General features: G+C 69.8%; 19 protein-coding genes. 12 read left to right on the forward strand and 7 right to left on the reverse strand.

The window, feature by feature from the left end:
• Window positions 1-306 precede the first annotated feature (306 nt).
• Window positions 307-1074: an alpha/beta hydrolase gene (locus AB0H21_RS19860; RefSeq protein ID WP_358518303.1), complete on the reverse strand. Its 768-nt coding sequence runs from the start codon at window positions 1072-1074 to the stop codon at window positions 307-309.
• Window positions 1075-1228: 154 nt separating this feature from the next.
• Between AB0H21_RS19860 and AB0H21_RS19865 the strand changes: the two genes are divergently transcribed.
• Window positions 1229-2962, forward strand: a complete 1734-nt coding sequence (locus AB0H21_RS19865; RefSeq protein ID WP_358518305.1) for an acetolactate synthase catalytic subunit — start codon at window positions 1229-1231, stop codon at window positions 2960-2962.
• A gap of 12 nt (window positions 2963-2974) precedes the next feature.
• Window positions 2975-3754: an IclR family transcriptional regulator gene (locus tag AB0H21_RS19870; RefSeq protein WP_358518308.1), complete on the forward strand. Its 780-nt coding sequence runs from the start codon at window positions 2975-2977 to the stop codon at window positions 3752-3754.
• Window positions 3755-4006: 252 nt separating this feature from the next.
• On the opposite strand, the gene AB0H21_RS19875 is transcribed toward AB0H21_RS19870, so the two are convergent.
• The gene (locus tag AB0H21_RS19875) at window positions 4007-4495 is read right to left on the reverse strand and encodes an NUDIX hydrolase (protein WP_358518311.1); all 489 of its coding nucleotides are present in this window, start codon (window positions 4493-4495) and stop codon (window positions 4007-4009) included.
• Between the two features lie 184 nt (window positions 4496-4679).
• Between AB0H21_RS19875 and AB0H21_RS19880 the strand changes: the two genes are divergently transcribed.
• Window positions 4680-5945, forward strand: coding sequence for an MFS transporter (locus AB0H21_RS19880; RefSeq protein ID WP_358518314.1), 1266 nt, complete (start codon window positions 4680-4682; stop codon window positions 5943-5945).
• A 220-nt stretch (window positions 5946-6165) separates the two neighbouring features.
• Here the strand turns inward: AB0H21_RS19880 and AB0H21_RS19885 are convergent, their stop codons facing one another.
• Complete coding sequence (locus AB0H21_RS19885) at window positions 6166-6801, reverse strand: SDR family oxidoreductase (protein WP_358518317.1); 636 nt, start codon at window positions 6799-6801, stop codon at window positions 6166-6168.
• Window positions 6802-6933: 132 nt separating this feature from the next.
• Between AB0H21_RS19885 and AB0H21_RS19890 the strand changes: the two genes are divergently transcribed.
• The 5 genes from AB0H21_RS19890 to AB0H21_RS19910 all read left to right on the forward strand — a co-directional run bounded on the left by AB0H21_RS19890 (window position 6934) and on the right by AB0H21_RS19910 (window position 13949).
• Entirely contained in the window at window positions 6934-7548 is a 615-nt protein-coding gene (locus AB0H21_RS19890) for a TetR/AcrR family transcriptional regulator (protein WP_358518319.1), read from the forward strand.
• A 235-nt stretch (window positions 7549-7783) separates the two neighbouring features.
• Window positions 7784-8983: a thiolase family protein gene (locus AB0H21_RS19895; protein ID WP_358518322.1), complete on the forward strand. Its 1200-nt coding sequence runs from the start codon at window positions 7784-7786 to the stop codon at window positions 8981-8983.
• On the forward strand, window positions 8980-11073 hold the full coding sequence (locus tag AB0H21_RS19900) for a 3-hydroxyacyl-CoA dehydrogenase NAD-binding domain-containing protein (protein WP_358518325.1): 2094 nt from the start codon (window positions 8980-8982) through the stop codon (window positions 11071-11073). The genes AB0H21_RS19895 and AB0H21_RS19900 overlap by 4 nt, the downstream gene beginning before the upstream one ends.
• A 153-nt stretch (window positions 11074-11226) precedes the next feature.
• Window positions 11227-12063: a putative RNA methyltransferase gene (locus AB0H21_RS19905; RefSeq protein WP_358518328.1), complete on the forward strand. Its 837-nt coding sequence runs from the start codon at window positions 11227-11229 to the stop codon at window positions 12061-12063.
• Window positions 12064-12179: 116 nt separating this feature from the next.
• Window positions 12180-13949 carry a prolyl oligopeptidase family serine peptidase gene (locus AB0H21_RS19910; RefSeq protein ID WP_358518332.1) on the forward strand — a complete coding sequence of 590 codons (1770 nt, stop codon included), beginning with the start codon at window positions 12180-12182 and terminating at the stop codon, window positions 13947-13949.
• 56 nt (window positions 13950-14005) lie between these two features.
• Here the strand turns inward: AB0H21_RS19910 and AB0H21_RS19915 are convergent, their stop codons facing one another.
• The gene (locus tag AB0H21_RS19915; RefSeq protein WP_358518335.1) at window positions 14006-15412 is read right to left on the reverse strand and encodes a SpoIIE family protein phosphatase; all 1407 of its coding nucleotides are present in this window, start codon (window positions 15410-15412) and stop codon (window positions 14006-14008) included.
• Between the two features lie 329 nt (window positions 15413-15741).
• Here AB0H21_RS19915 and AB0H21_RS19920 point away from each other — a divergent pair, with 329 nt between their 5' ends.
• Genes AB0H21_RS19920 through AB0H21_RS19935 form a run of 4 tightly spaced genes read left to right on the forward strand, consistent with a single transcriptional unit; the run spans window position 15742 to window position 21023 of the window.
• Window positions 15742-19908, forward strand: a complete 4167-nt coding sequence (locus AB0H21_RS19920; protein ID WP_358518337.1) for a HAMP domain-containing protein — start codon at window positions 15742-15744, stop codon at window positions 19906-19908.
• Entirely contained in the window at window positions 19908-20534 is a 627-nt protein-coding gene (locus AB0H21_RS19925) for a response regulator (protein ID WP_358518340.1), read from the forward strand. Before AB0H21_RS19920 ends, AB0H21_RS19925 begins: the two co-directional genes overlap by 1 nt.
• Window positions 20535-20574: 40 nt before the next feature.
• Window positions 20575-20733 (forward strand): hypothetical protein, encoded by a 159-nt coding sequence (locus tag AB0H21_RS19930; protein ID WP_358518342.1) that lies wholly within the window; start codon window positions 20575-20577, stop codon window positions 20731-20733.
• A complete protein-coding gene (locus tag AB0H21_RS19935; RefSeq protein ID WP_358518345.1) occupies window positions 20733-21023 on the forward strand; it encodes a hypothetical protein in 291 nt (96 codons plus the stop codon). Before AB0H21_RS19930 ends, AB0H21_RS19935 begins: the two co-directional genes overlap by 1 nt.
• A 24-nt stretch (window positions 21024-21047) precedes the next feature.
• Here the strand turns inward: AB0H21_RS19935 and AB0H21_RS19940 are convergent, their stop codons facing one another.
• Genes AB0H21_RS19940 through AB0H21_RS19950 form a run of 3 tightly spaced genes read right to left on the reverse strand, consistent with a single transcriptional unit; the run spans window position 21048 to window position 22808 of the window.
• A complete protein-coding gene (locus AB0H21_RS19940) occupies window positions 21048-21812 on the reverse strand; it encodes a DUF433 domain-containing protein (protein ID WP_358518347.1) in 765 nt (254 codons plus the stop codon).
• Window positions 21700-22398, reverse strand: coding sequence for an ATP-binding protein (locus AB0H21_RS19945; protein WP_358518349.1), 699 nt, complete (start codon window positions 22396-22398; stop codon window positions 21700-21702). The genes AB0H21_RS19940 and AB0H21_RS19945 overlap by 113 nt, the downstream gene beginning before the upstream one ends.
• Window positions 22395-22808, reverse strand: coding sequence for a hypothetical protein (locus tag AB0H21_RS19950; RefSeq protein WP_358518351.1), 414 nt, complete (start codon window positions 22806-22808; stop codon window positions 22395-22397). Before AB0H21_RS19950 ends, AB0H21_RS19945 begins: the two co-directional genes overlap by 4 nt.
• Window positions 22809-22927 lie beyond the last annotated feature (119 nt).

Below are 22927 nucleotides of genomic sequence, written 5' to 3' on the forward strand. Positions count from 1 at the left end.
CAACGTAGGAGCTGCCGGTGACGGCCCGTCAATACCCTGAGCGGGGTGAGGTGCAAAGAGGAGTAGCTTGAGCGGGTCAACGACGTTGAACGTGAGAGTGTCGTCGCCGGCCTGCGCGGCGGATCTCGTTCTTGGACGTTCCGGCATGGTCACACGCGGTGAGGCGATCGGCGGCGAGGCGGAACGATTCGAGTTGAATCCACTCCGGGCCGTTTCCGGCCCACACCGCCAGGCGCTCACCGGTACTGGGCAAGGAAGTCCACCGCGAGCCTGGGGGGAGCGGTCATGTCGGCTTTCCGTTCCGCGCTAGGCGAGAAACTCGAGGACGCGCGGGATGACGGCGTCCGGGGCTTCGAGGCAGGGACTGTGACCCGCGGTCTTGATGCGCCAGAGTTCGGCGTTCGGAATCGCCTCGAACATCTCGTCCGACCAGGCCGGCGGGCGGGCCTGGTCCTGGGTCCCGGAGATGATGAGCGTCCGTGCGGTGATCAGAGGCAACAGGGCAAGTGCGCTCTCCCGCTGGACGACGCCCCGTGCGGCATGAGCCAGCCTGGGGGAGAGCTCGCTGAGACGCTGGGTCCACGTCTCGTGAATGTCGGAGCGAGCCGGGTCGTTGAGAACGGTCGCCGCGAACAGGATGCCCTTGACGAAGTCGACGACCTCCGGGGTGAATCCCTCCCGCTCGAACCTGTCGACGAATGCCCCGAACAGGTCGAGATGCTCGTCGGTCTCGGCTCTCGCCGACGAGCCCATCAGCACCAGCTTGCCGACCAGATCGGGCCGGCGAGCCGCTATGCGGACCGCGACGTCGCCGCCCATCGACTGCCCGACGATCGACACAGAGGTGAGAGCGAGCCGCTCGACCAGGGCGAGCACGTCGTCGGTGCACTGATCCATGGTCACGGTCGCATCGACTTCGTCCAGGCGGCCGGCCTGCCCGAGGAACTCCGGCGTGATGAACCGGAAGCGCCCGGCTCCGGCGGCGACAAGGCCGTCGAAGGCGCGCGGATCGAGGAACAGCGAGTGCAGGCAGAGCACCGGGCTCAGATGCGATTCACCTGTGTCGATGGTCATGGGAACTCCAGATCTTTCGTGGTGAGGGGCCGAGGCGCGCTCATCGTCCGACGGTATGAGCCGCGTCAGTAGCATGTCAATATATGAAGTACATTTCAAATAGTGAACTGTGCGGTATTTGACATACAGTTCATAGTTTGAAACGGTGCGGGACATGACCACTGTCTCCGACGTCATCGCAGGTGCACTGGCCCGTCACGGGGTCGAGACGATCCTGGCCCAAAGCAATCCGACCGAGTTGATGCTCGCCGCCGAGCGCATCGGAATCCGCCAGATCCTGTACCGGACGGAGAACGCGGGCGGCGCGATGGCCGACGGGTTCGCTCGGATCTCCGGCCGGATCGGGGTGGTGGCGGCCCAGAACGGCCCTGCCGCAGCCCTGCTCGTCGCCCCGATGGCAGAAGCCCTCAAGGCGTCGATACCGATGCTCGTGCTGGTGCAGGAGGTGCCGTCACACAGTCGCGACCGCAACGCGTTTCAGGAGCTGGACCACTTCGCGCTGTTCGCGAGCGTCTCGAAGTGGACGCGGCGCATCGATGATCCCACGCGTGTGGAGGACACGATCGACCAGGCGTTCACCATGGCCAACAGCGGACGGCCCGGGCCGGTCGTCCTGCTCGTCCCCCGAGACGTCCTCGGAAAGCCCGCTGAGCCAGGGCGATTCGCGCGCACTGCGGATCTTGGGGCCTTCCCGCTCGACCGTCCACGGCCGGACGCCGCCGCGGTGTCGCGAGCGGCGCAGCTCATCGCCACGGCGCGGTCACCCCTGGTCGTCGCGGGCGGCGGAGTGCACGGTTCGGGTGCGGTGGCTGAACTGGCCGCGCTGCAGAAGATCGCTCACCTGCCTGTGGTCACGACGAACATGGGCAAGGGCGCCGTGGACGAATCGGGTCCGCTGTCACTGGGGGTCGCCGCCAATATCACCGGCGAGCGCGGACCCGCGCACTTTCACCTCTCCCTGATCTCCGGAGCCGATGTCGTCCTGCTGGTCGGTACCCGGACGAATGAGAATGGCACCGAGGGCTGGACACTGACATCCCCCGACGCCACCTATATCCACATCGATGTCGACCCGCTCGAGGTGGGACGAAACTATGAGTCCATACGCCTGCTCGGCGATGCCCGGGCCGCGCTCGTGGACCTCACGGCCGCCCTGGCGGCAACCGATCTCACCCCCCGCGTCGCTCGGTCAGAAGAGCTCAGAGCCACCATCGCCGCCGGCCGTCGGCAGCACTTCGAGGCCGTCACCCCGCTGCTGGAATCCGCTGAGACCCCCATTGCCCCGGAACGCCTTTTCGCCGAGCTCGGCCGGCTCCTGGACCCCGACGACATTGTGGTCGCCGACGCCAGTTACTCCTCGTTCTGGGTCGCCGGCCACCTCCTGGCGAAGCGGCCCGGCCAGCGCTTCCTCATGCCACGAGGTCTGGCGGGTCTCGGCTGGGGACTGCCTCTGGCCCTGGGAGCGAAAATCGCCGCGCCTGGGCGACGTGTCATCGCGGTCGTCGGCGACGGTGGCTTCGCACACGTCTGGTCCGAGCTGGAAACCGCTGTGCGAGAGCGCCTTCCGGTGACCGTCGTGGTGCTCAACAACTCGGTCCTCGGAGCCCAGCGGCATGCCGAGAATGCCGTGTTCGGCGAAACGACCACCGGTGTGGAGCTCGACCCCGTGGACCACGCCGCCATCGCGACCGCCGTGGGGGCCACGGGGATCGTGGTGGATCATCCGGACGCCATCGCCCCCGCATTGCGGACAGCGTTGGGCTCCGGCCACACCACGGTCATCGACGTGATCGTCGACCCCGACGCCTATCCGCCCGTCCGGGCGTTCGACGCGTTCACCGACCGGCTCAACGCCCCGCTGCATCGGGCCGCCCGCCTCACAACCTGATAATTTCAAATAGTGAACAGCACTTCGGACAAGCCCGCCCAGCAGACTCTGCAAACAGTCGAGCGAGCGCTGAGCTTCCTCGAGTACGTGGCCGCCGCCGAGCCCGCGCCGACGGTGCAACAGGTCTCCGTCGGCCTCGGCTTGAACATCACTACCTGCTACCACCTGATGCGGACCCTGCTCGCGCGTGGCTACCTCGAGCGCCGAACCGACGCCACACTCCGACTCGGACCCGGCGTGGGCGCCCTGTTCCGGACCTACCAGCTCAGTTTCAACATCAACGACAAGCTCGCGAGCATCGTCGGCGAGCTCGCCGGCACGACTGCCGAAACCTCGTTCCTGTCGACTCTCGACGACAAGAACCTGATCTTGAAAGTTCTGGTCGAAGGGTCGCAACCGCTGCGTGCCAGCGGGCTCTACGTCGGCCTCACGGGCAACGAGCCACACCGTGCGTCGGGCAAAGCCGTACTCGCCCACGCCGATGCCACGCTGCGGGACGAGATCATCGAGCGCAACCTGACCGGCATGCCCCCGGCCGCCCAGCGGCGATTTCGCGCGGCTCTGCCACAGGAACTCGAGGAGGTCCGGACAAGGGGGTGGGCCGTTGACATCGACTCCACCCCCGGCATCACGGCGATCGGTTCCCCGTTCTTCAAAAATGACGGTTCCGTAGCCGGTGCCGTCGGAATCGTCGCACCGACATCGCGGTTCAGCGAAGCCCAGGACAAGCTGGTCGGCACGGTGCTCGACGCGGCAACCAAGGCAACGGCAGTCCTCGCACTTGCTCCATGAAGCAGCACGCCGCATACCTGCGCCCCCACCCCCGAAATCCAGGTCGGCGCGTGAGCAATGCTCAGCCGTGGTCGTATCTGTTCGCCGCCCCTGCACGCCGGGCTCAATCCCCCAAGTCAACGGAGTGAGCGTCCTCAGCAGCCGATCGTCGTGAACACCGGACCGCAGGGTCCGCCCGGTGGCAGCACCCGGCTCGACTCGCCCGGCGGCGGACGTGGCCGGTTTCGTACCGGCCACAATCGTCGGATCTGGTCAGCGGGTCATCGCCGGGGAGCCTCCGGTCAGGTAGAAGGTGGTGCCGTCGGCGCGGGCGTCGAGGGCGGCGTGCAGCCTTCTGATCAAGTAGGACGGCATCACGTCGCGGGCCTGGCGCAGGTCGAAGAAACCGTGCTCGTCCAGCTCCTCCTCCTGCAGGACGACGCCCACTCCGTCCGGCAGGGTGCCGCAGTCGAACAAGAAGTGGATCAACGGCATCGGACGGTCGCCGAAGGGCGGCACCCAGTGGACGCCGAGCAGCCGTCCCACGGGCAGGAACAACCCGAGTTCCTCGTGGACCTCGCGGGCACACGCCTGGTCGGGCGTCTCGTCCTCGTCCACGTGACCACCGGGCCAGATCCAGTGGTCACGGTAGTTGGGTTTGACGAGCAGCACGCGCCCGGCGGGGTCGGTGATGAGCGCGCCCGCCCCCGCGAGCGTCTTGTTGATCGTCGTGTAGAACTCCGACGGTGGGATAGTGGCCATGATCCGACCGTAGTGCGGCGGTGAGACCTACCGCCCTCTAGGGGCTTCCAGTACCCGTCAGCTTCTCGGCCTGAAGTGAAGGGCCGAGCTTGCAGCTCCTCACCGTGGGCGAAACCTGGGGGTAAAGGAACCGCACCACCCCCGGGTAACGGTTCGGAAACAACGAAACAGTAATATATTGCCCATGCCCGGGGAAAGAACGTCACGCAGGGTCTGGATCATCTGGGCGACGGGCGTTCTGGCCTACGCGATCGCGGTCTTCCACCGCCAGTCCCTCGGCGTGGCGGGCATCGAGGCGAGCGAGCGCCTCGGCATCGGCGCGGCCGGGCTGTCGACGCTCGCCATGCTGCAGATCCTCGTCTACGCGGCGATGCAGATCCCGGTCGGAATCCTCGTCGACCGGCTCGGCTCCAAGCGCATGCTGCTCGTCGGCGCGGGCCTGATGGCCTGCGGGCAGTTCGTCTTCGCCGTCTCCGGCGGCCTGTTCGACGCGGTCGCCGGCCGGGTGCTGGTCGGCTGCGGCGACGCGATGACGTTCATCAGCGTGATCCGCCTGGTCAACGTCTGGTTCCCGGCCCGCCACAACCCCGTGGTCGTCCAGCTCACCGGCCTGCTCGGGCAGGTCGGCGCCATCGTCGCGGCCGTGCCGCTGATCCAGGCGCTCCACCACTACGGCTGGACGCCCACGTTCCTCACCGCGGGCGCGCTCGGCGGCGTCTCGCTGGTGCTGGTCGCGGCCGTCCTGCGCGACGCGCGGCCGAACCGGGTCGCCGAGCGCCCGCGCCTGCGCGACGCGTGGGCGGAGCCGGGCACCCGGCTCGGCATGTGGACCCACGCCGCCACCCAGTCGTCGTCCGCCGCTTTCCTCCTGCTGTGGGGGTATCCGTTCCTCGTCGAGGGCCAGGGGCTCACCCCCGCCACGGCGGGCGTGCTGCTGAGCACGCTCACCCTGCTCGGCATGGCGTTCGGGCCGGTGCTCGGCTACCTCGCCGGACGCCACCCGTTCCACCGCTCGCGCATGGTGCTGCTCGTCATCGGGTCCACGGCGGCGGCCTGGGCGGTCGTCCTGCTGTGGCCGGGACGCGCGCCGCTGTGGGTGCTCGTGCCGCTCATCGTCGTCATGGCCTGGAACGGCCCCGGCTCGATGCTCGGGTTCGACTTCGCCCGCACCTTCAACCCGGCCGCGCGCATGGGCATGGCCAGCGGCATCGTCAACGGCGGCGGCTTCGTGGCCACCGTGTCGGTGATCGCGCTCATCGGCGCCGTCCTCGACCTGCGGGGAGGCAACACGCTGGACGACTACCGGTGGGCGTTCGCGACGCAGTTCGCGGTCTGGGGCCTCGGCGCGGTCCAGGTGCTCCGCTACCGGACCCAGGCCCGCAGGATCGCCAGGGAGACACTGGCCCGCGCCGCCGAGGCCGCCGAGGCCGAGCTACGTGAGCCCGCCTAGCCCGGTGAGCCCGGTGAGCTCCGTGAAGGGGACGGGAATTTGCGGCGCGTGCCGGCCGGCGTCGACCGCGAGCAGGCGCTGACCGTCCTGCTCGACCGGCTGCGCGAGACGCCGTCGAACGCCGCGTTCCTGCTCCAGGTGGCGGCCACGGCCGCCTGACCGGCGTCCCAGGGCGACCCTCGCCTCGCGCGAGCGGTCGGCACGGAGATGACCGAAGGGGCTAGTACGCGACCCCGACGGCCTGCTTCACCGTCGCGGGATCGTCCAGGACGGCGAGCATCGCGTGCGCGGTGTCGGCCCGGGAGATCGTGTAGCCGCGCGGCACGTTGCCGCCGACGACCCGACGGTACCTGCCGGTGAGGGGCTTGTCGGTCAGACGCGGCGGGCGCACGACCGTCCACTCGGTGGCGCTGCGCCGGATCTCCTCCTCCATCGCCCCGAGGTCGGCGTAGCCGTCGCGCAGGAGCCGGCGCAGCAGGGGCAGCGCGATCTTCGAGTACCAGAGGCTCTCGCCCTCGGGCATCGGCCCGACGGGGACGGCGCTGACGACCACGAGCCGCTGTACGTCGCCCGTCTCCATGGCCTTGAGGATCGCGCGGGTGGCCGTCGAGGCGATGCCCGCGTCCCTCCTGGTCCTTGGCCCGAGGCAGGAGATCACGGCCTCGCGCCCGGCGAACGCGGGGCGCAGCGCGCCGGCGACCGTCACGTCGGCGGTCACCACGTCGAGCGCGGAGTGATTGACGGGCAGTCGCGCGGGGTCGCGGACGACCGCCGTGACCTGGTGCCCGGCGTCCAGGGCCTGGCGGACGACTTCCTTGCCGACACCGCCGGTCGCTCCGAGGACGGTGAGTTTCATGAGCCACCCCTCCCGTAAGTTGGTGAGTACTCACTTACATCCTAGAATGAGTACCCGCCGCCGACGCTCGCGACGCAGGATGTCCGCAGAGGTTGTCGCATGTCCCGGCGTCAGGAAGGAAGAGGTGCGCCGATGCCCCAGCACCCCACGGCCGCAGGCGCCCGCACCCGCGAGCGCATCCTGGAGGCCGCGGAGCATCTCATGCGCACGATCGGCCTCGGCCGGGCCACCACCAAAGAGATCGCCCGCGCCGCCGGGCTGTCCGAGGCCGCCCTCTACCGGCACTTCTCCAGCAAGGAAGAGCTCTTCGTGAAGGTGCTGGAGGAACGCCTGCCCGCGCTCGGCACGCTGATCGCCGCGCTGTCGGAGGACCCCGGCGAGCGGACGGCCGAGGACTGCCTCACCGAGATCGCCCGCACCGCCACGCTGTTCTACGAGGCCAGCATGCCGATCGCCTCGTCCCTGTTCGCCCAGCCCGCGCTGCTGGAACGCCACCGTGAAGGGCTGCGCAAGCTCGGCGCGGGCCCGCACAGGCCTCTCGCCGAGCTGACCGGCTTCCTGCGCGCCCTGCGCGACGACGGTCGCATCCGCGCGGACGCCGACCCGGAGTCGGCGGCCGCGTTGCTGCTGGGCGCGTGCTACCAGCGGGCGTTCCTGCGCCTGTTCGTGGGCGAGGACGGGTCGCCCAAGCCGGTGGACGAGTTCGCGGCGGGCCTGGCGCGGACGATCCTCACCGGCGTCGGCTGACCACCACGACGCCCGAAGTGGCCGGCTCCGGCATCGGGAGGCGCGAGGAACGCGGGGCGAGCGGGTAGGAGTCGACGCGGGGACCACCTGGGGTGACCCGGGCGGGCCGGTAGGGGGTCACCCGGGTGCGGACACGGGCGGCGTGGCGGGGGCCACCCGGGCGTGGACGCGGGCGGGGCATGGCATTATGTTACTGACGAGTAGCCCGGAGCCATCCCACAACAAGGAGCCAGCCGTGCCAACGTCTCGTGACGTCGTGTTCGTCGACGGCGTGCGCACACCTTTCGGCCGGTCCGGTCCCAAGGGCCTGTACGCCGAGACCCGTGCCGACGACATGGTCGTCCGCGTCATCCGCGAGCTCATGCGCCGCAACCCGAGCCTGCCGCCCGAGCGCGTCGACGAGGTCGCCATCGCCGCCACCACCCAGATCGGAGATCAGGGCCTGACCATCGGACGGTCCGCCGCCGTGCTGGCCGGGCTCCCGAAGTCCGTCCCCGGATACGCCATCGACCGCATGTGCGCGGGCGCGATGACGGCCGTCACCACCGTCGCGGGCGGCATCGCCTTCGGCGCCTACGACGTCGCCATCGCGGGCGGCGTCGAGCACATGGGCCGCCACCCCATGGGCGAGGGCGTCGACCCGAACCCCCGTTTCCTGTCCGAGAAGCTCGTCGACGGATCGGCCCTGATCATGGGCATGACGGCCGAGAACCTGCACGACCGCTACCCGGAGATCACCAAGGAGCGCGCCGACGCGTACGCCGTGGCCTCGCAGGAGAAGGTCGCCAAGGCGTACGCCAACGGCAAGATCCAGCCCGACCTGGTCCCGATGGCCGCCCGCAAGGCCGCCGAGGGCTGGGGCCTCGCCACCGAGGACGAGCCGCCCCGGCCCGGCACCACCGTGGAGGGCCTCGCCGCGCTCAAGACGCCGTTCCGGCCGCACGGCCACGTCACGGCGGGCAACGCGGCGGGCATCAACGACGGCGCCACCGGCAGCGTCATCGCCGCCGCGGACGTCGCCGCCGAGCTCGGCCTCACGCCCAAGATGCGGCTGGTCTCGTACGCCTTCGCCGGCGTCGACCCCGAGGTGATGGGCGTCGGCCCGATCCCCTCGACCGAGCGGGCGCTGCGCCTGGCCGGGCTGGAGATCGGCGACATCGGCCTGATCGAGATCAACGAGGCGTTCGCCGTCCAGGTGCTGGCCTTCCTCGGCCACTTCGGCATCGCCGACGACGACTCCCGCGTGAACCCGTACGGCGGCGCCATCGCCTTCGGCCACCCGCTCGCCTCCTCCGGCGTGCGGCTGATGACGCAGCTCGCCCGGCAGTTCGGCGAGCGCCCCGACGTGCGCTATGGCATCACCACCATGTGCGTCGGCATGGGCATGGGCGGAACGGTCATCTGGGAGAACCCCGCCTGGGAGGGCGCCAAGTGAGCGACATCACCGAGATCTTCGATGACGAGGTCGTGACCCGCGCCCTCGTCCGCGACGTCCGCCTGCCCGGCGGCGCGGGCACGATGGCCCTGATCACGCTGGACAACGGCTTCGACCACACCAAGCCGAACACCTTCGGCCCGCGCGGCCTGCGCGAGCTGGACAGGGCGCTGGACGCCATCGAGGCCCGCGACGACCTGGCCGCCGTCGGCGTCACCGGCAAGCCGTTCATCTTCGCCGTCGGCGCCGATCTCAAGGGCGCGGCGCTCGTGAAGACCCACGACCAGGCCGTGGAGCTCGGCCGGCTCGGGCACGAGGTGTTCCGCCGCCTCGGCGAGCTGGACATGCCGTCGTTCGCGTTCGTCAACGGCGCGGCGATGGGCGGCGGCCTGGAGGTCGCGCTGAACTGCACCTATCGCACGATCTCCTCCGGCGTCCCGGCCGTCGCGCTGCCCGAGTGCTTCCTCGGCCTGGTGCCGGGCTGGGGCGGCACCCAGCTCCTCCCCCGCCTGATCGGCCCCGCCGCCGCGCTCAAGCTGATCATCGAGAACCCGCTGTCGCAGAACCGCATGATCAAGGGCGCCGAGGCGTTCACGATGGGCGTCGCCGACGCGATCTTCGAGCCCGCCGACTTCCTGGAGGAGTCCCTGCGCTGGGCGGCCCGCGTGCTGACCGGCGAGGCCGTCGTGACCCGGCCGCCCTTCACCACCGACGCCGCGGCCTGGGAGTCGGCGGTCGCGACGGCGCGCGGGCTCGTGGACCTCAAGCTGCGCGGCGCCTCGCCCGCCCCGTACCGGGCGCTGGACCTGGTCGAATCGGCCCGCACGGCCACGCGCGACGAGGGCTTCGAGGCCGAGACCCAGGCCCTCGCCGACCTGATCATGGGCGACGAGCTGCGCGCCGGGCTCTACTCGTTCGACCTCGTGCAGCGCCGCGCCAAGCGCCCCGCCGGGGCCCCGGACAAGACACTGGCCCGCAAGATCACCAAGGTCGGGGTGGTCGGCGCGGGGCTCATGGCGTCCCAGCTCGCGCTGCTGTTCGCGCGCCGCCTGGAGGTGCCGGTGGTCCTCACCGACCTGGACCAGGCGCGCCTGGACAAGGGCGTGGGATACGTCCACACCGAGATCGACAAGCTGCTCGCCAAGGGGCGGGTGAGCGGCGACCAGGCCAACCGGCTGAAGTCCCTGGTGTCCGGGTCGCTGACCAAGGACGCGTTCGCTGACGCCGACCTCGTCATCGAGGCCGTCTTCGAGGACCTCAAGGTCAAGAAGCAGGTCTTCGCCGAGGTCGAGGCCGTGGTGACCCCGGAGTGCGTGCTCGCCACCAACACCTCCTCGCTGTCGGTCACGGCGATGGCCTCCGGCCTGCGCAATCCCGAGCGGGTCGTCGGCTTCCACTTCTTCAATCCGGTGGCCGTGCTGCCCCTGTTGGAGATCGTCCGCGGCGAGCGCACCGACGACGCCACGCTGGCCACGGCCTTCGCGACCGGCAAGGCGCTGAAGAAGTCGTGCGTGCTGGTGAAGGACGCCCCGGCGTTCGTGGTGAACCGCCTGCTCACCCGTTTCATGGGCGAGGTCATCGGCGCCGTGGACGAGGGCACCCCGATCGAGACGGCCGACCACGCGCTGGACGGCCTCGGGCTGCCGATGTCGCCGTTCGCGCTGCTCCAGCTCGTCGGGCCCGCCGTGGCCCTGCACGTCGCCGAGACCCTGCACGAGGCGTTCCCCGACCGGTACAAGGTGTCGGAGAACCTCGCGAGCCTCGTCAAGGCCGGCAAGCCTGGCGTGTTCGCCCCGGACTTCTCGATCGACCCCGAGGCGCGGGAGATCTTCGAGGGCTCCGGCCTCACCGGGCCGGACGCCGGGGATGTCCGCGACCGCGCGCTGCGGGCGCTGGCCGAGGAGGTGCGCCTGATGCTGGACGAGGGCGTCGTGGCCGCCGCCGAGGACATCGACCTGTGCATGATCCTCGGCGCGGGCTGGCCGTTCCACACCGGCGGCATCACGCCGTACCTGGACCGGACGGGCGTCTCCGAGCAGGTCAACGGGCGGCGGTTCCTGTCCCCGGGCGTGGCCTCCGTCCCGGCCTGAGCATCCGGCCGGGCGGGCGAGGCCCCGCGCCCGCCCGGCCGTCCGCAACGTCGAACCGACCGAAAGCCCGCCAGAGTGGTATGTACCTGTACAGACCACTCGTGCCTCGGGTGCGCGCACGAGGGCGAGCACCGGGTTCGGGATGATGGGGACGTGCTGGCCGACGCGATCGACTCCCTCGCCTGCCCCGTCTGCCGCGGCGACCTGTCGCTGCCGGGCGGGGTCGTGCGCTGTGTCGACGGCCACGCGTTCGACGTCGCGCGGCAGGGCTACGTCAGCCTGCTGACCGGCTCGGGCGTCCCCGGGACGGCCGACACCCCGGCCATGGTGGCCGCGCGGGAGGAGTTCCTCGGCGCCGGCCACTTCGCGCCCCTCGCCGAGAGGCTCCGCGCGCTCGTCCGCGATCTCGTCGGCGGTGGGCCCGCGCTCGTCCTGGACGCCGGAGCGGGCACGGGGTACCACCTGAGCCGGGTTCTGCGCCCGGAGGACGTGGGGATCGCCCTGGACGTCTCCAAGCACGCGCTGAGGCGGGCGGCGCGGGCCCATCCGCGGATCGCCGCGGTGGTGGCGGACGTGTGGCGGCCTCTGCCGGTCAAGGACGGCCGCGTCGACGTGGTCCTCGACGTCTTCGCCCCGCGCAACGCGCCCGAGTTCGCCCGCGTCCTGCGTCCGGGCGGGACGCTCGTCGTGGTGACCCCCACGCCCCGGCACCTGGCCCCGCTCGTCGAGACGCTGGGCCTGCTGTCGGTGGACGAGGACAAGGACCGGCGGGTCGGGGAGGCGCTCGGGGGGCATTTCGCGGAGGCGGGGCATCTGGTGGAGGAGGCGCGGATGTCCCTGGACCACCGCGCCGTGGCCACGGTGGCCGGAATGGGGCCGAGCGCGTGGCACGTCGATCCCGTCACTTTGGAACGGCAGGTCTCCTGTCTCCCCGCCTTGACAAGTGTCGAAATGTCATGCCACATCTACATGTTCCGTAAGATCGCCTAGAACAACCGGAAATACGAATTTCCCCGACTTTGTAGGCCATCATCCCTTTAGAAGAGACATACTTAACGGCAACCCGCCGATCCCGGTCCGGGAGAGCGTGAGGGAGGGGCACGCCCATGAAGGCCGAGGAACGCTGGCAGGCCAGGTTCCGCGCGGCACGTATGACACTGCCCGTATGGGCACGCCAGGCACCGTCCCGGGCCGTGTACCGCTGCAACATCTCCGGTGTCTGGGAGATCCACGCCTGGGACCGGTCCACCGGCGCCACCAGGCAGGTCACCAGCCGTCCGCGCGGCACCTCCCACGCCGCGATCGACCCCACCGGCCAGTGGATCTGGTGGTTCTCCGACACCTACGGCGACGAGTTCGGCATCTGGATGCGCCAGCCGTTCACCGGCGGCCCGGAGATCCCCGCCCACCCCGACCTCGCGCCCGGCCACCCGACCGGCCTCGCGCTGTCGGCCACGGGCACCGCCGCCGTAGGGCGCAGCAGCCGCCACGGCTTCCAGATCCTGCACTTCCGCGTCGGGTCCGAGGAACGTCCCGCCGTCATCTACGAGTCGCGCGAGTTCGCGCAGGTGGCGGGCATTTCACTGGACGGCTCCCTGATCGCGGTCAGCCACAGCGAGCACGGCGACTCGCGCCACCCCGCCCTGCGCGTGCTCAGGCCGAACGGCCACGTCGTCGGCGACCTGCACGACGGGTGCGGCAAGGGCTTCAGCGGCGTGCGCTTCGCCCCGACCGCGACCGACCGGCGCATCCTCACCCTGCACGAGAGGCGCGGCCGCCGCGAACCGCTGGTCTGGGACCCGATGACCGGCGAGCAGCGCGAGATCTGGCTGCGCGTGCCCGGTGAGATCACCGCCGACTGGTACCACGACGGCCGCGCCGTGCTGATCGGCCACAACAACCGCGCGCGGACCGAACTGTTCCGCTACGACCTCGGGGGCGGCGGCCTCACGCCGATCAAGACCCTGCACGGCGTCATCCACGACGCGATGCCCCGGCCCGACGGCAACGTCGAGTACTCCTGGTCGAGCGCCGCGCACCCGCCGGTGATCAGGTCCAGCGACGGCCACGTCGTCATGAACCAGTCCGGCCCGTCCGCGCCGCCCTCGGTGCCGCTGGAGGATGTCTTCGTCGAGGGCCCGGGCGGGCGCGTCCACGCCCTGGTGTCACGGCCCGAGAGCGGCACGGGGCCGTACCCGGCCGTGTTCCTGCTGCACGGCGGACCGGCGGCGCAGGACGACGACTCCTTCCTGCCGAACGTCGCCGCCTGGGTCGACGCGGGCTTCGTGGTCGTGCGCGTCAACTACCGGGGCTCGACGGGGTACGGCTCGGCGTGGCGGGACGCGCTGCGCGGCGACGTCGGCCACATCGAGCTGTCGGACGTCGCGGCCATCCGCGAATGGGCGCTCAACACGCGCCTGGTGGACCCGGAGCGGCTCGTGCTCGCGGGCGCGTCCTGGGGCGGCTACCTCACGCTGCTCGGCCTCGGCACCCAGCCCAAGTGGTGGGCGGCCGGGATCGCCGCCGTGCCCATCGCCGACCACGCCGCCGCCTACAACGACGAGACCGAGGGCCTGCGCGCCTACCACCGCGCCCTGTTCGGCGGCTCGCCGCGCGAGGTGCCCGACCTGTACGCGGCGTCGTCCCCGATGTCCTACCTGGACGGCATCCTGGCGCCGCTGCTCGTGCTCGCGGGCGAGAACGACCCGCGCTCGCCGATCAGGCAGATCGAGCAGTACCTGGAGAAGCTCACCGAGCGCGGCCACGAGTTCGAGGTCTACCGCTACAACGCCGGCCACGGCTCGCTGGTGGTGGAGGAGCGCATCCGCCAGATGGCGGCCCAGCTCGACTTCGCCCGCAAGAACGTCGGCCTGTAGCCGGAGCCGGGCCATCTGGTCCGGCCCGGTCCAGTCCGCCTGGTCCGGTCCGGACCTCAGTCGGCGCGCAGGACCAGGATCGCCAGGTCGTCCGCGCTGGGCTCGATGGCGAACTCCTCCACGGCGCGCCGGATGCGCTCGGCGACGCCGCGCGCCGACAGGTCCACGCATTCGGCCAGGAGCTTGGCGAGGCCGCCGTCGTCGTCCAGCAGGCGGGCGCCCGAGCGGCGTTCCGTCACGCCGTCGGTGACGCCGAGGAGGACGTCTCCGGGCGCCAGGTGGACGTGGTCGGCCTCGAACTCGGCCTCGGGGAACACGCCGAGCAGGGATTGCGAGGTGACGACGGCCTCCACGACACCGCTCGGCCGCAGCCGCAGGGCCTCGGGGTGGCCGGCGGAGATCAGGGAGAGGTCGAGCCCGTCGTCGGTGCGGGTGATCTCGCCGTGCAGGAGGGTGAGGAAGCGGGCGCGCTCCCCTTCCTCCAGGATCGCCCTGTTCAGCCGGGACATGACGGCCGCGACGTCGTACCCCTCGCGGGCGAGCAGGCGCAGCGTGTGGCGGGCCAGGCCGGTGACCGCGGCGGCCTCGGGGCCCGTGCCGCAGACGTCGCCGATCGCGAACCGCCAGGACGACTCGCCGGTGGTGAAGAGGTCGTAGAAGTCGCCGCCGACCTCGTTGGTCTCGCCCGCGGGCTCGTACACCACGGAGTAGTCCAGGCCCGGGGTCTCGGCGGGGGTGCCGGGCGGCAGCAGGCTGCGCTGGAGGGCGCGGTTGGCGTCGGCCTGCTGGGCGTACAGCCGGGCGTTGTCCATCGCGAGCGCCGCGCGCCGCCCGAGGTCCTCGGCGAGCTGGGCGACGTCGTCGGGGAAGCGGCCGGCGCGCCCGAGGCACATGACGCCGAGGCTGCGCCCGCGCGCGGTCAGCGGGAAGGCCAGCGACTGCCAGTCGGCGAGCTGGATCGGCATCGGGCTGAGGTTGTCCACCGCGGGGATCTCGGCGTGGTCGAGCTGCTCGCGCAGCGCGTCGATCTGCGACTCGTCGGCGTGCCAGAGATAGGCGGGCGTGTGCGGCTCGCCGCCGGACCCGGCCGTGTAGACCGCGCACCAGGTGGCCAGCCGGGGGACGACGATCTGGGCGATCAGCGCGGGCACCATGTTGAGGTCGAGGGTGCCGGCGAGAAGATCGCTGGCGTCGGCGAGGAACCCCAGCCAGCCGGGGCCCTGCGAGGCGCCGCCGCCCGTCCAGTCGTCGTGGGAGGCGCGCCCGCCGCTCCAGTCGTTGTGGGAGGCGTGCCCGCCGCTCCAGTCGTCCACGACGTCGGTCTCGGCGTTCCCGGGCAGGGGCAGCCGGGCCCAGCGGGTGCGCAGAGTCCCGGAGAAGCTGACGCCCCACACGCTCACCGGAGCGGACGGAGCCGAGGCGACGGGCTCGTCGAGATCCTTCTGCCGGACCTCGATCTGCAAAGAATCGCCCTGATGTTCCCATACAATCTCAAATGGGACATCTTGCACCTCGGACACGAGTTCTCCGGTCAGCCGCTCGGCGGCAGAGCTGATCGGAGCAGCGGCCCAAGCGGTCATGACCTCGCGAGTGAACCGTATCGCCGCGGGTAGGGCCGTACCGCCGGCCGCGAAGGAAGCGGCCAGCACACCCCGGGAAGAACCAGTCATCACACCGTGCTTACCACACCTCGCTGTTACATGCGGTCAATCGTCTGGGCAACCGCATCGCCGCCTTCGTGCCAGACTGGCATTACTCCGAAGTGACGCCCGAACAGCGTGAAGGAGGCTTCATGAAGGGTACCCCGACTGCGGAGCCAGGTTCGGAGCGGTGTTACACCGAGTCCGAGCTACGGCCGCTGCTGGAGACGCTGATCACGTGGCGTGACGGTGACTTCAGGCGCAGGGTTCCCCACGCCCCGCACGGCATTCTCAGCGAGATCCGCCTGCTGGTCAACGAGGTCGCCGACCGCCGTGAACATCTCGCCAACGAGCTGCTGCGCGTCCGCAGGGAGGTCGTGAAGGAAGGCCGCTTCGGTATGCGGCTGACCTCCGGCCCCGGCGTCGGCTCCTGGGCCGAGAGCGTCGACTCGGTGAACGCGCTGATCGACGCGCTGGTCGGCCCCGTGAGCAGCGCCGCCGACGTCCTCGACGCCGTCGCCCAGGGCGATCTCTCCCGCCGCATCGACATGGAACGCACCGCGCGCGGCGAGGTCCGGCGGCTCGGCAAGGCCATCAACGGCATGGTCGACCAGCTCTCCCTGTTCACCTCCGAGGTCACGCGCGTCGCCCGCGAGGTCGGGTCCGAGGGCCGGCTCGGCGGCCGGGCCAACCTGCGCGGCATGTCGGGAAGCTGGCGCGACCTCACCGAAGCCGTGAACACCATGTCCAGCCGGGTGTCCGCCCAGGTCCGCGACATCGCCGTCGTCACCACCGCCGTCGCGCGCGGCGACCTCAGCCGCAAGGTCACCGTCGACGCCGTCGGCGAGATGCTGGAGCTGAAGAACACCGTCAACACCATGGTCGACCAGCTCTCGGCCTTCGCCGAGGAGGTCACCCGCGTCGCCCGCGAGGTCGGCACCGAGGGCGAGCTGGGCGGCCAGGCCCGCGTACGGGGCGTTTCGGGCGTCTGGAAGGACCTCACCGACAACGTCAACGTCATGGCGAGCAACCTGACGAGCCAGGTGCGCAACATCGCCACCGTCGCGACCGCCGTGGCCCAGGGCGATCTCTCCAAGAAGATCACCGCGGACGCCCAGGGCGAGATGCTGCAGCTCAAAGAGACCCTCAACACGATGGTCGACCAGCTGTCGATGTTCGCCGACGAGGTCACCCGCGTCGCCCGCGAGGTCGGCACCGAGGGCCAGCTCGGCGGGCGCGCCGACGTGAAGGGCGTTTCCGGCGTCTGGAAGGACCTCACCGACAACGTCAACTCGATGGCGAACAACCTGACCTACCAGGTCCGCAACATCGCCCAGGTCACCAAGGCCGTCGCCGGTGGCGACCTGTCGAAGAAGATCGACGTGGACGCCCAGGGCGAGATGCTGGAGCTGAAGTCCACGATCAACACCATGGTCGACCAGCTCTCGTCGGTCGCCTCCGAGGTCAGCCGCGTCGCCCGCGAGGTCGGCTCGGAGGGCCAGCTCGGCGGCCAGGCGCAGGTCCGCGGCGTGTCCGGCGTCTGGAAGGACCTCACTGACAACGTCAACTTCATGGCCAACAACCTGACCTCCCAGGTCCGGCAGATCGCGGCCGTCTCCAACGCCGTCGTCCAGGGCAACCTGTCCAAGAAGATCACCGTGGACGCGCAGGGCGAGATCCTGCAGCTCAAGGACACGGTGAACACGATGGTCGACCAGCTCTCGATGTTCGCCGACGAGGTCACCCGCGTCGCCCGCGAGGTCGGCACCATGGGCGAGCTCGGCGGCCAGGCCCGCGTGCGCGGCGTCTCGGGCGTCTGGAAGGACCTCACCGACAACGTCAACGAACTGGCCGGCAACCTGACCTATCAGGTCCGCGCGATCGCCGAGGTCACCACCTTCGTCGCCAAGGGCGACCTGTCCAGGAAGATCGACGTCGACGCGCAGGGCGAGATCCTCGTCCTGAAGACCACGATCAACCGCATGGTCGACCAGCTCTCCTCCTTCGCCTCCGAGATCACGCGCGTCGCCCGCGAGGTCGCCTCCGAAGGCCGCCTCGGCGGCCAGGCGCGGGTCGAGGGCGTCGAGGGCACGTGGAAGCAGCTCACCGAGAGCGTCAACGAACTGGCCGGCAACCTGACCACCCAGGTCCGCGCCATCGCCGAGGTCACCAGCGCCGTCGCCCGAGGCGACCTCACCCGCTCGATCAGCGTCGAGGCACAGGGCGAGCTGGCCGACCTGAAGGACAACATCAACACGATGGTGTCCAACCTGGTCGCCACCACCAAGGCCAACCAGGAACAGGACTGGCTGAAGAGCAACCTGGCCCGCGTCTCCCGTCTCATGCAGGGCCACCGCGACCTCATGGAGGTCGGCAAGCTGATCATGAGCGAGCTCACCCCGCTCGTGACCGCCCACCACGGCGCGTTCTACATGGTCTCCCGCCCGCGCGACACCGAGCTACGGCTGATCGCCGGGTACGGCGTGCGCCCGGGCTCGGGCACCGGCCCGCGCGAGCGGTTCGCGTTCGGGCAGGGCATCGTCGGCCAGGCGGCGGCCGAGGGACGGCCCATCGTCCTGGACAACGTCCCGGCCGAGTACCTCACGATCGAATCCGGGCTGAGCAAGTCCACGCCCGCCCAGATCGTCGTCCTGCCCGTCATCTTCGAGGACCAGGTGCTCGGCGTCATGGAGCTGGCCTCGTTCAGCCGGTTCGGAGAGGTCCACCTGGCCTTCCTCAACCAGCTCGTCGAGACCATCGGCGTCACGATGAACACGATCATCGCCAACTCCCGCACCGAGGGCCTGCTCGCCGAGTCCCAGCGGCTCACCACCGAGCTTCGCGAGCGCTCCGACGAGCTGCAGCGCCAGCAGGAGGAACTGCGCCGGTCCAACGCCGAACTGGAGGACAAGGCGGCGCTGCTCGCCAAGCAGAACCGCGCCATCGAGATCCAGAACTTCCAGATCGAACAGGCCCGCCGCACGCTGGAGGAACGCGCCGAGCAGCTCGCGGTGTCGTCCCGGTACAAGACCGAGTTCCTCGCCAACATGTCGCACGAGCTGCGCACCCCGCTCAACAGCCTCCTCGTGCTGGCCAAGCTGCTCACCGAGAACAGCGAGGGCAACCTCACCGCGCAGCAGGTCGAGTTCGCCAAGACCATCCACGGCGCCGGGTCCGCGCTGCTCCAGCTGATCAACGACATCCTCGACCTGTCCAAGGTCGAGGCCGGCCGCATGGACATCCACCCCCAGCAGATCTCCATGCCCAAGCTGGTCGAGTACGTCGAGGCCACGTTCAGCCCCCTCGCCCAGGACAAGGGCCTGTCGTTCTCCGTCGAGGTCGACCCGTCCGTGCCCGAGGAACTGCGCACCGACGAGCAGCGCCTCCAGCAGGTCCTGCGCAACCTGCTGTCCAACGCGGTCAAGTTCACCCCCAAGGGCGAGGTCCGCCTGGACGTCACCCGCGCCGCCGGCGTCCCCTACATCGACGAGACCCTGCGCGGCAGCGACGACATCCTGTCCTTCTCCGTGATCGACACCGGCATCGGCATCGCGCCCGAGAAACTCGACGTCGTCTTCGAGCAGTTCCGCCAGGCCGACGGCACCACCAGCCGCAAGTACGGCGGAACCGGGCTCGGCCTGTCGATATGCCGCGAAATCGCCCGCCTGCTCGGCGGCGAGATCCACGCCAAGAGCGAGCCCGGGCGCGGCAGCACGTTCACCCTGCACCTGCCGATCAGCTACTCCGGCCCCCTCGCCAACGGCGACGGCGGCGCGGCCGTCCTGGACACCCCGCCGGGGTCCGCGCTGGAGCTCACCGCCTCCGACGTGCTGCCCGAACTGCCGGCCATCGCCGAGGAAGTGCCGCTCCCGCACAACCCCGAGGCATGGCAGGGCGACGACCCGCTGAACGGTGCGAAGATTCTCATCGTGGACGACGACATCCGCAACGTCTTCGCGCTCACCAGCGTCCTGGAACGCCACGGCGCGACCGTCGTCTACGCCGAGAACGGGCTGGAGGGCGTCGACCAGCTCGAACGCAACGACGACGTCGCGCTCGTCCTGATGGACATCATGATGCCCGAGATGGACGGCTGGGCGACCACGTCCACCATCCGCCGGATGCCGCAGTTCGCCGACCTGCCGATCATCGCGCTGACCGCCAAGGTGATGCGCGGCGACCGGGAGAAGAGCATCGCCTCCGGCGCCTCCGACTACGTGCCGAAGCCCGTCGACGTCGACCGGCTTCTCGAACGCCTTCGGGGATGGCTCACACGCGGCCGGGTGGCCTCCGGCGAAGGCAGGGAGGGGCGCGGTTGATGCCGGATCGAGCGAAGATCCTGCTGGTCGACGACCGGGAGGAGAACCTCATCGCCCTGGAGGCGATCCTCAGTTCCCTGGACGTGACCGCCATGCGGGCGCGTTCAGGCGAGGAGGCCCTCAAGGCACTGCTCGGCATCGACTTCGCGTTGATCCTGCTCGACGTGCGCATGCCCGGAATGGATGGCTTCGAGACCGCCGCGCACATCAAGCGGCGCGAGCGCACGCGCAACATCCCGATCATCTTCCTCACGGTGGTCGACAGCGCCCCCGACTACGCCTTCCGCGGCTACGCCGCCGGCGCCGTCGACTACCTCACCAAGCCGTTCGACCCGTGGGTCCTGCGCGCCAAGGTCTCGGTGTTCGTCGAGCTCTACAACATGAACCGGCGCCTCGCCGAACAGGCGTCCCTGCTGCGCGAACGCCTCAGCGTCGAGCTGCCCGACGGCATGGGCGCCGAGGTCCTCCCCGAACTGTCCCGCCGCCTCGCCGCCGTGGAAGAAGAGGTCGCCCGCATCCGCGACCTCACCGAACACGCCAACGGCAGCACCAGCCTCACCGCCCCCCTGAACGACCTCACCAACCGAGTAACCCACCTCAGAGCCGGCTTCGACGCCCTCAGCTGACCTCCTCAACTCCATGCAGGGCATGTGCTAGAAACGGCACGTGCCTGTCACCGTGCTGGTCCCGGACGTCCCAGATGAGGTCGTCGAGATCCTCAAGTCCCGCGCCTCTGCCAACGGCATGTCTTTGAACGCCTACCTTCGCGAGATGCTTTCTCAAGAGGCCGCAATCCCTGAACGGCCGACGGCAACGGAGACGTGATGCGAGAAGAGGCCATAAGCGTGCCGAAGAACACCTTCGTTCGCGGCAACGAGCACCTGGACCGCCTCCTGTCCGACCCGGACCTCGCGGCGGAGGTTGCCAAGGCAAATGAGGCGGTCATCTCTCGGACAAGAACGCCCAAGACGTCCCCAGAAGAGCTGGTCAGAGCCGAGCGCGCCCTTCCCATCGAATCCCTCGCCGACCTCGCGGCACCGGACATCTTCGGCAGCGATGAGGAATTGGAGGAGTTCTTGACCTTCACGCGCGCTGAACGCCAGCGCGACACATAAGCGTCGCACTCATACGAAGCATTCTCACAAGGACGTGAACCAGAACTTAGGTGGGGCGATTTTCGGATCGATCACTTGCATCCGGCTGCGCGGAGTCGGGTCGACTCCCCGCAGTGTGATCAACCGCTGGCCGTCCGCCTCCTCCAGGACAGCCGCACGTGGCTCCCTGGACGGTTCGTAGCTGTCGACGTAGTCGGCGAAGTCAGCCGCGTCCATCGCGGCCGAGGCGGTGACATTCGGGTAGAAGTCGCTGACCCGCTCGGCTGGGACACCATCGCGCAGCAGCGCCGCTACCTCGTCGTAAGGAATCCGGGTGCCTTCGATCACTGGGACACCACCACGGATCGCCGGGTCCACGGTCACGTGATCGCGCGGCCGGAGCAGGTCGGGGATGTGCCGGCCGTCTCGGTAGAAGGGGCGCAGCACATCGACCATTTCGTGGATGACGAGGTTGGCCTTTCGATGCACAAGGTCGGTCGCCTGGTCGGGCTCCACCAGGTAGATGCTGCTACCGTCGGCCACCAACTGATAGGCCGAAAGATGATCGCGCTCTCGTAGATCATCGCGGAGGGTGTCCAGAGCCCGCCGGATCCGCTGGAGAGAAGTGTCGTTGCGCAACTTCACGCATGTCCTGAGTGCCACGACATCCCTGAAGGAGTAGAGAATCGGCCGCACGTCAGAGATCTCGGGCACGAGCACGGCCCCCCGGCCTGCACTCTTGCGCCAGTGAGCGAGCTGACGAAGCGTGGCACCCGACAACGCCGCGGCGAGTGTCGGACTGTAGGCCATTCTCTTCACCTCCTTCCTCATACTCAGCGTCTGACCGAGCTATGGAGCCATCATCGCGAAGATCCTGGCGATGTTCGTGGTTCGCGGACATGCAGGTGAGCGCCTGTGACGCCATTACTGGGGTTATGTCGGGCAGTGCCAGGTATGCGGAGAGGACGAACCAGAGGACGCAGTGGGGGCGGGACTCGGTGAAGCCCCAGTTGGTGGAGAGAGTACGGATCAGGCGGATGCCGCGGCCGGAGTCGGCCGGGTCGTCGTCCGGATGCGGGGGGATGCTCGGGATCGTGGGGCCGCCCTCGTCGGCGACCTCGATCCGTACGTCACCGGTCCGCATGATCGCCACGGTGACACCGAAGGTGGCGGAACCGGTGTGTACAAGGGAATTGGTGACCGCCTCCGACAGGAGCAGGACCGCGTCGTCGTGGCGGGGGTGGCCGTCGAGGATCTTGCTCAGCCAGCGGCGGGCCTCGCGTACGGACGGGCCGGCGGCGGGGAAGGTCGCGGACTCCATCCGGCGGGTGCGCAGGTCCGGACACGGGTCTTGGTGAGGCGTCCTGGACTCCCCGTGCGGCGCGTGGAAGTTCATGCGGCCAGCCGTTCGGGCAGAGGGTGCGTGGCCGAGCCGCGTACGGCCGACGCCTGTGGCCTGCCGGTGATGAGGAAGTCCCGCTCGGCTGGAGTTCGCGGACTGCCGGCGGTCAAGAACTCCCGCTCGGCTTGGCGGATCTGGGCGGTTAGATCCTGGGCAGTGATCGCCTCCAGGATCAGCGGGTCCGGGGTCTGGAACAGAGGCAGGGCGTAGAAGCGGCGGCTCCATGGGCCATACATGATCGTCCAGGCCGGTTCGAGGCGGTCGAGGAGGACGGCGGCGGCGCGGTCTGGCGGGTCCGGGTTGCCCGCCTCGACCCGTACGTAGGTCTGACCGACGCTGTGGCGGCCGGGCCGCCTGGCACCGCGGCGTCCGAACAGGCTCCACCGCCGTTTGGTCTGCGTCACCTGGCACTACCACCTTCCTGATCGAGGGATCCGCACGGCGGTCACGCGCGCCTGCGGGTCCCGCCATTCACGCCCACCACGGGCTGTAGCAGTGCAATCATGGACAGTGATCAGTGCTG

The organism is Sphaerisporangium sp. NPDC051011 (assembly GCF_040653595.1).
Taxonomy (GTDB): domain Bacteria; phylum Actinomycetota; class Actinomycetes; order Streptosporangiales; family Streptosporangiaceae; genus Sphaerisporangium.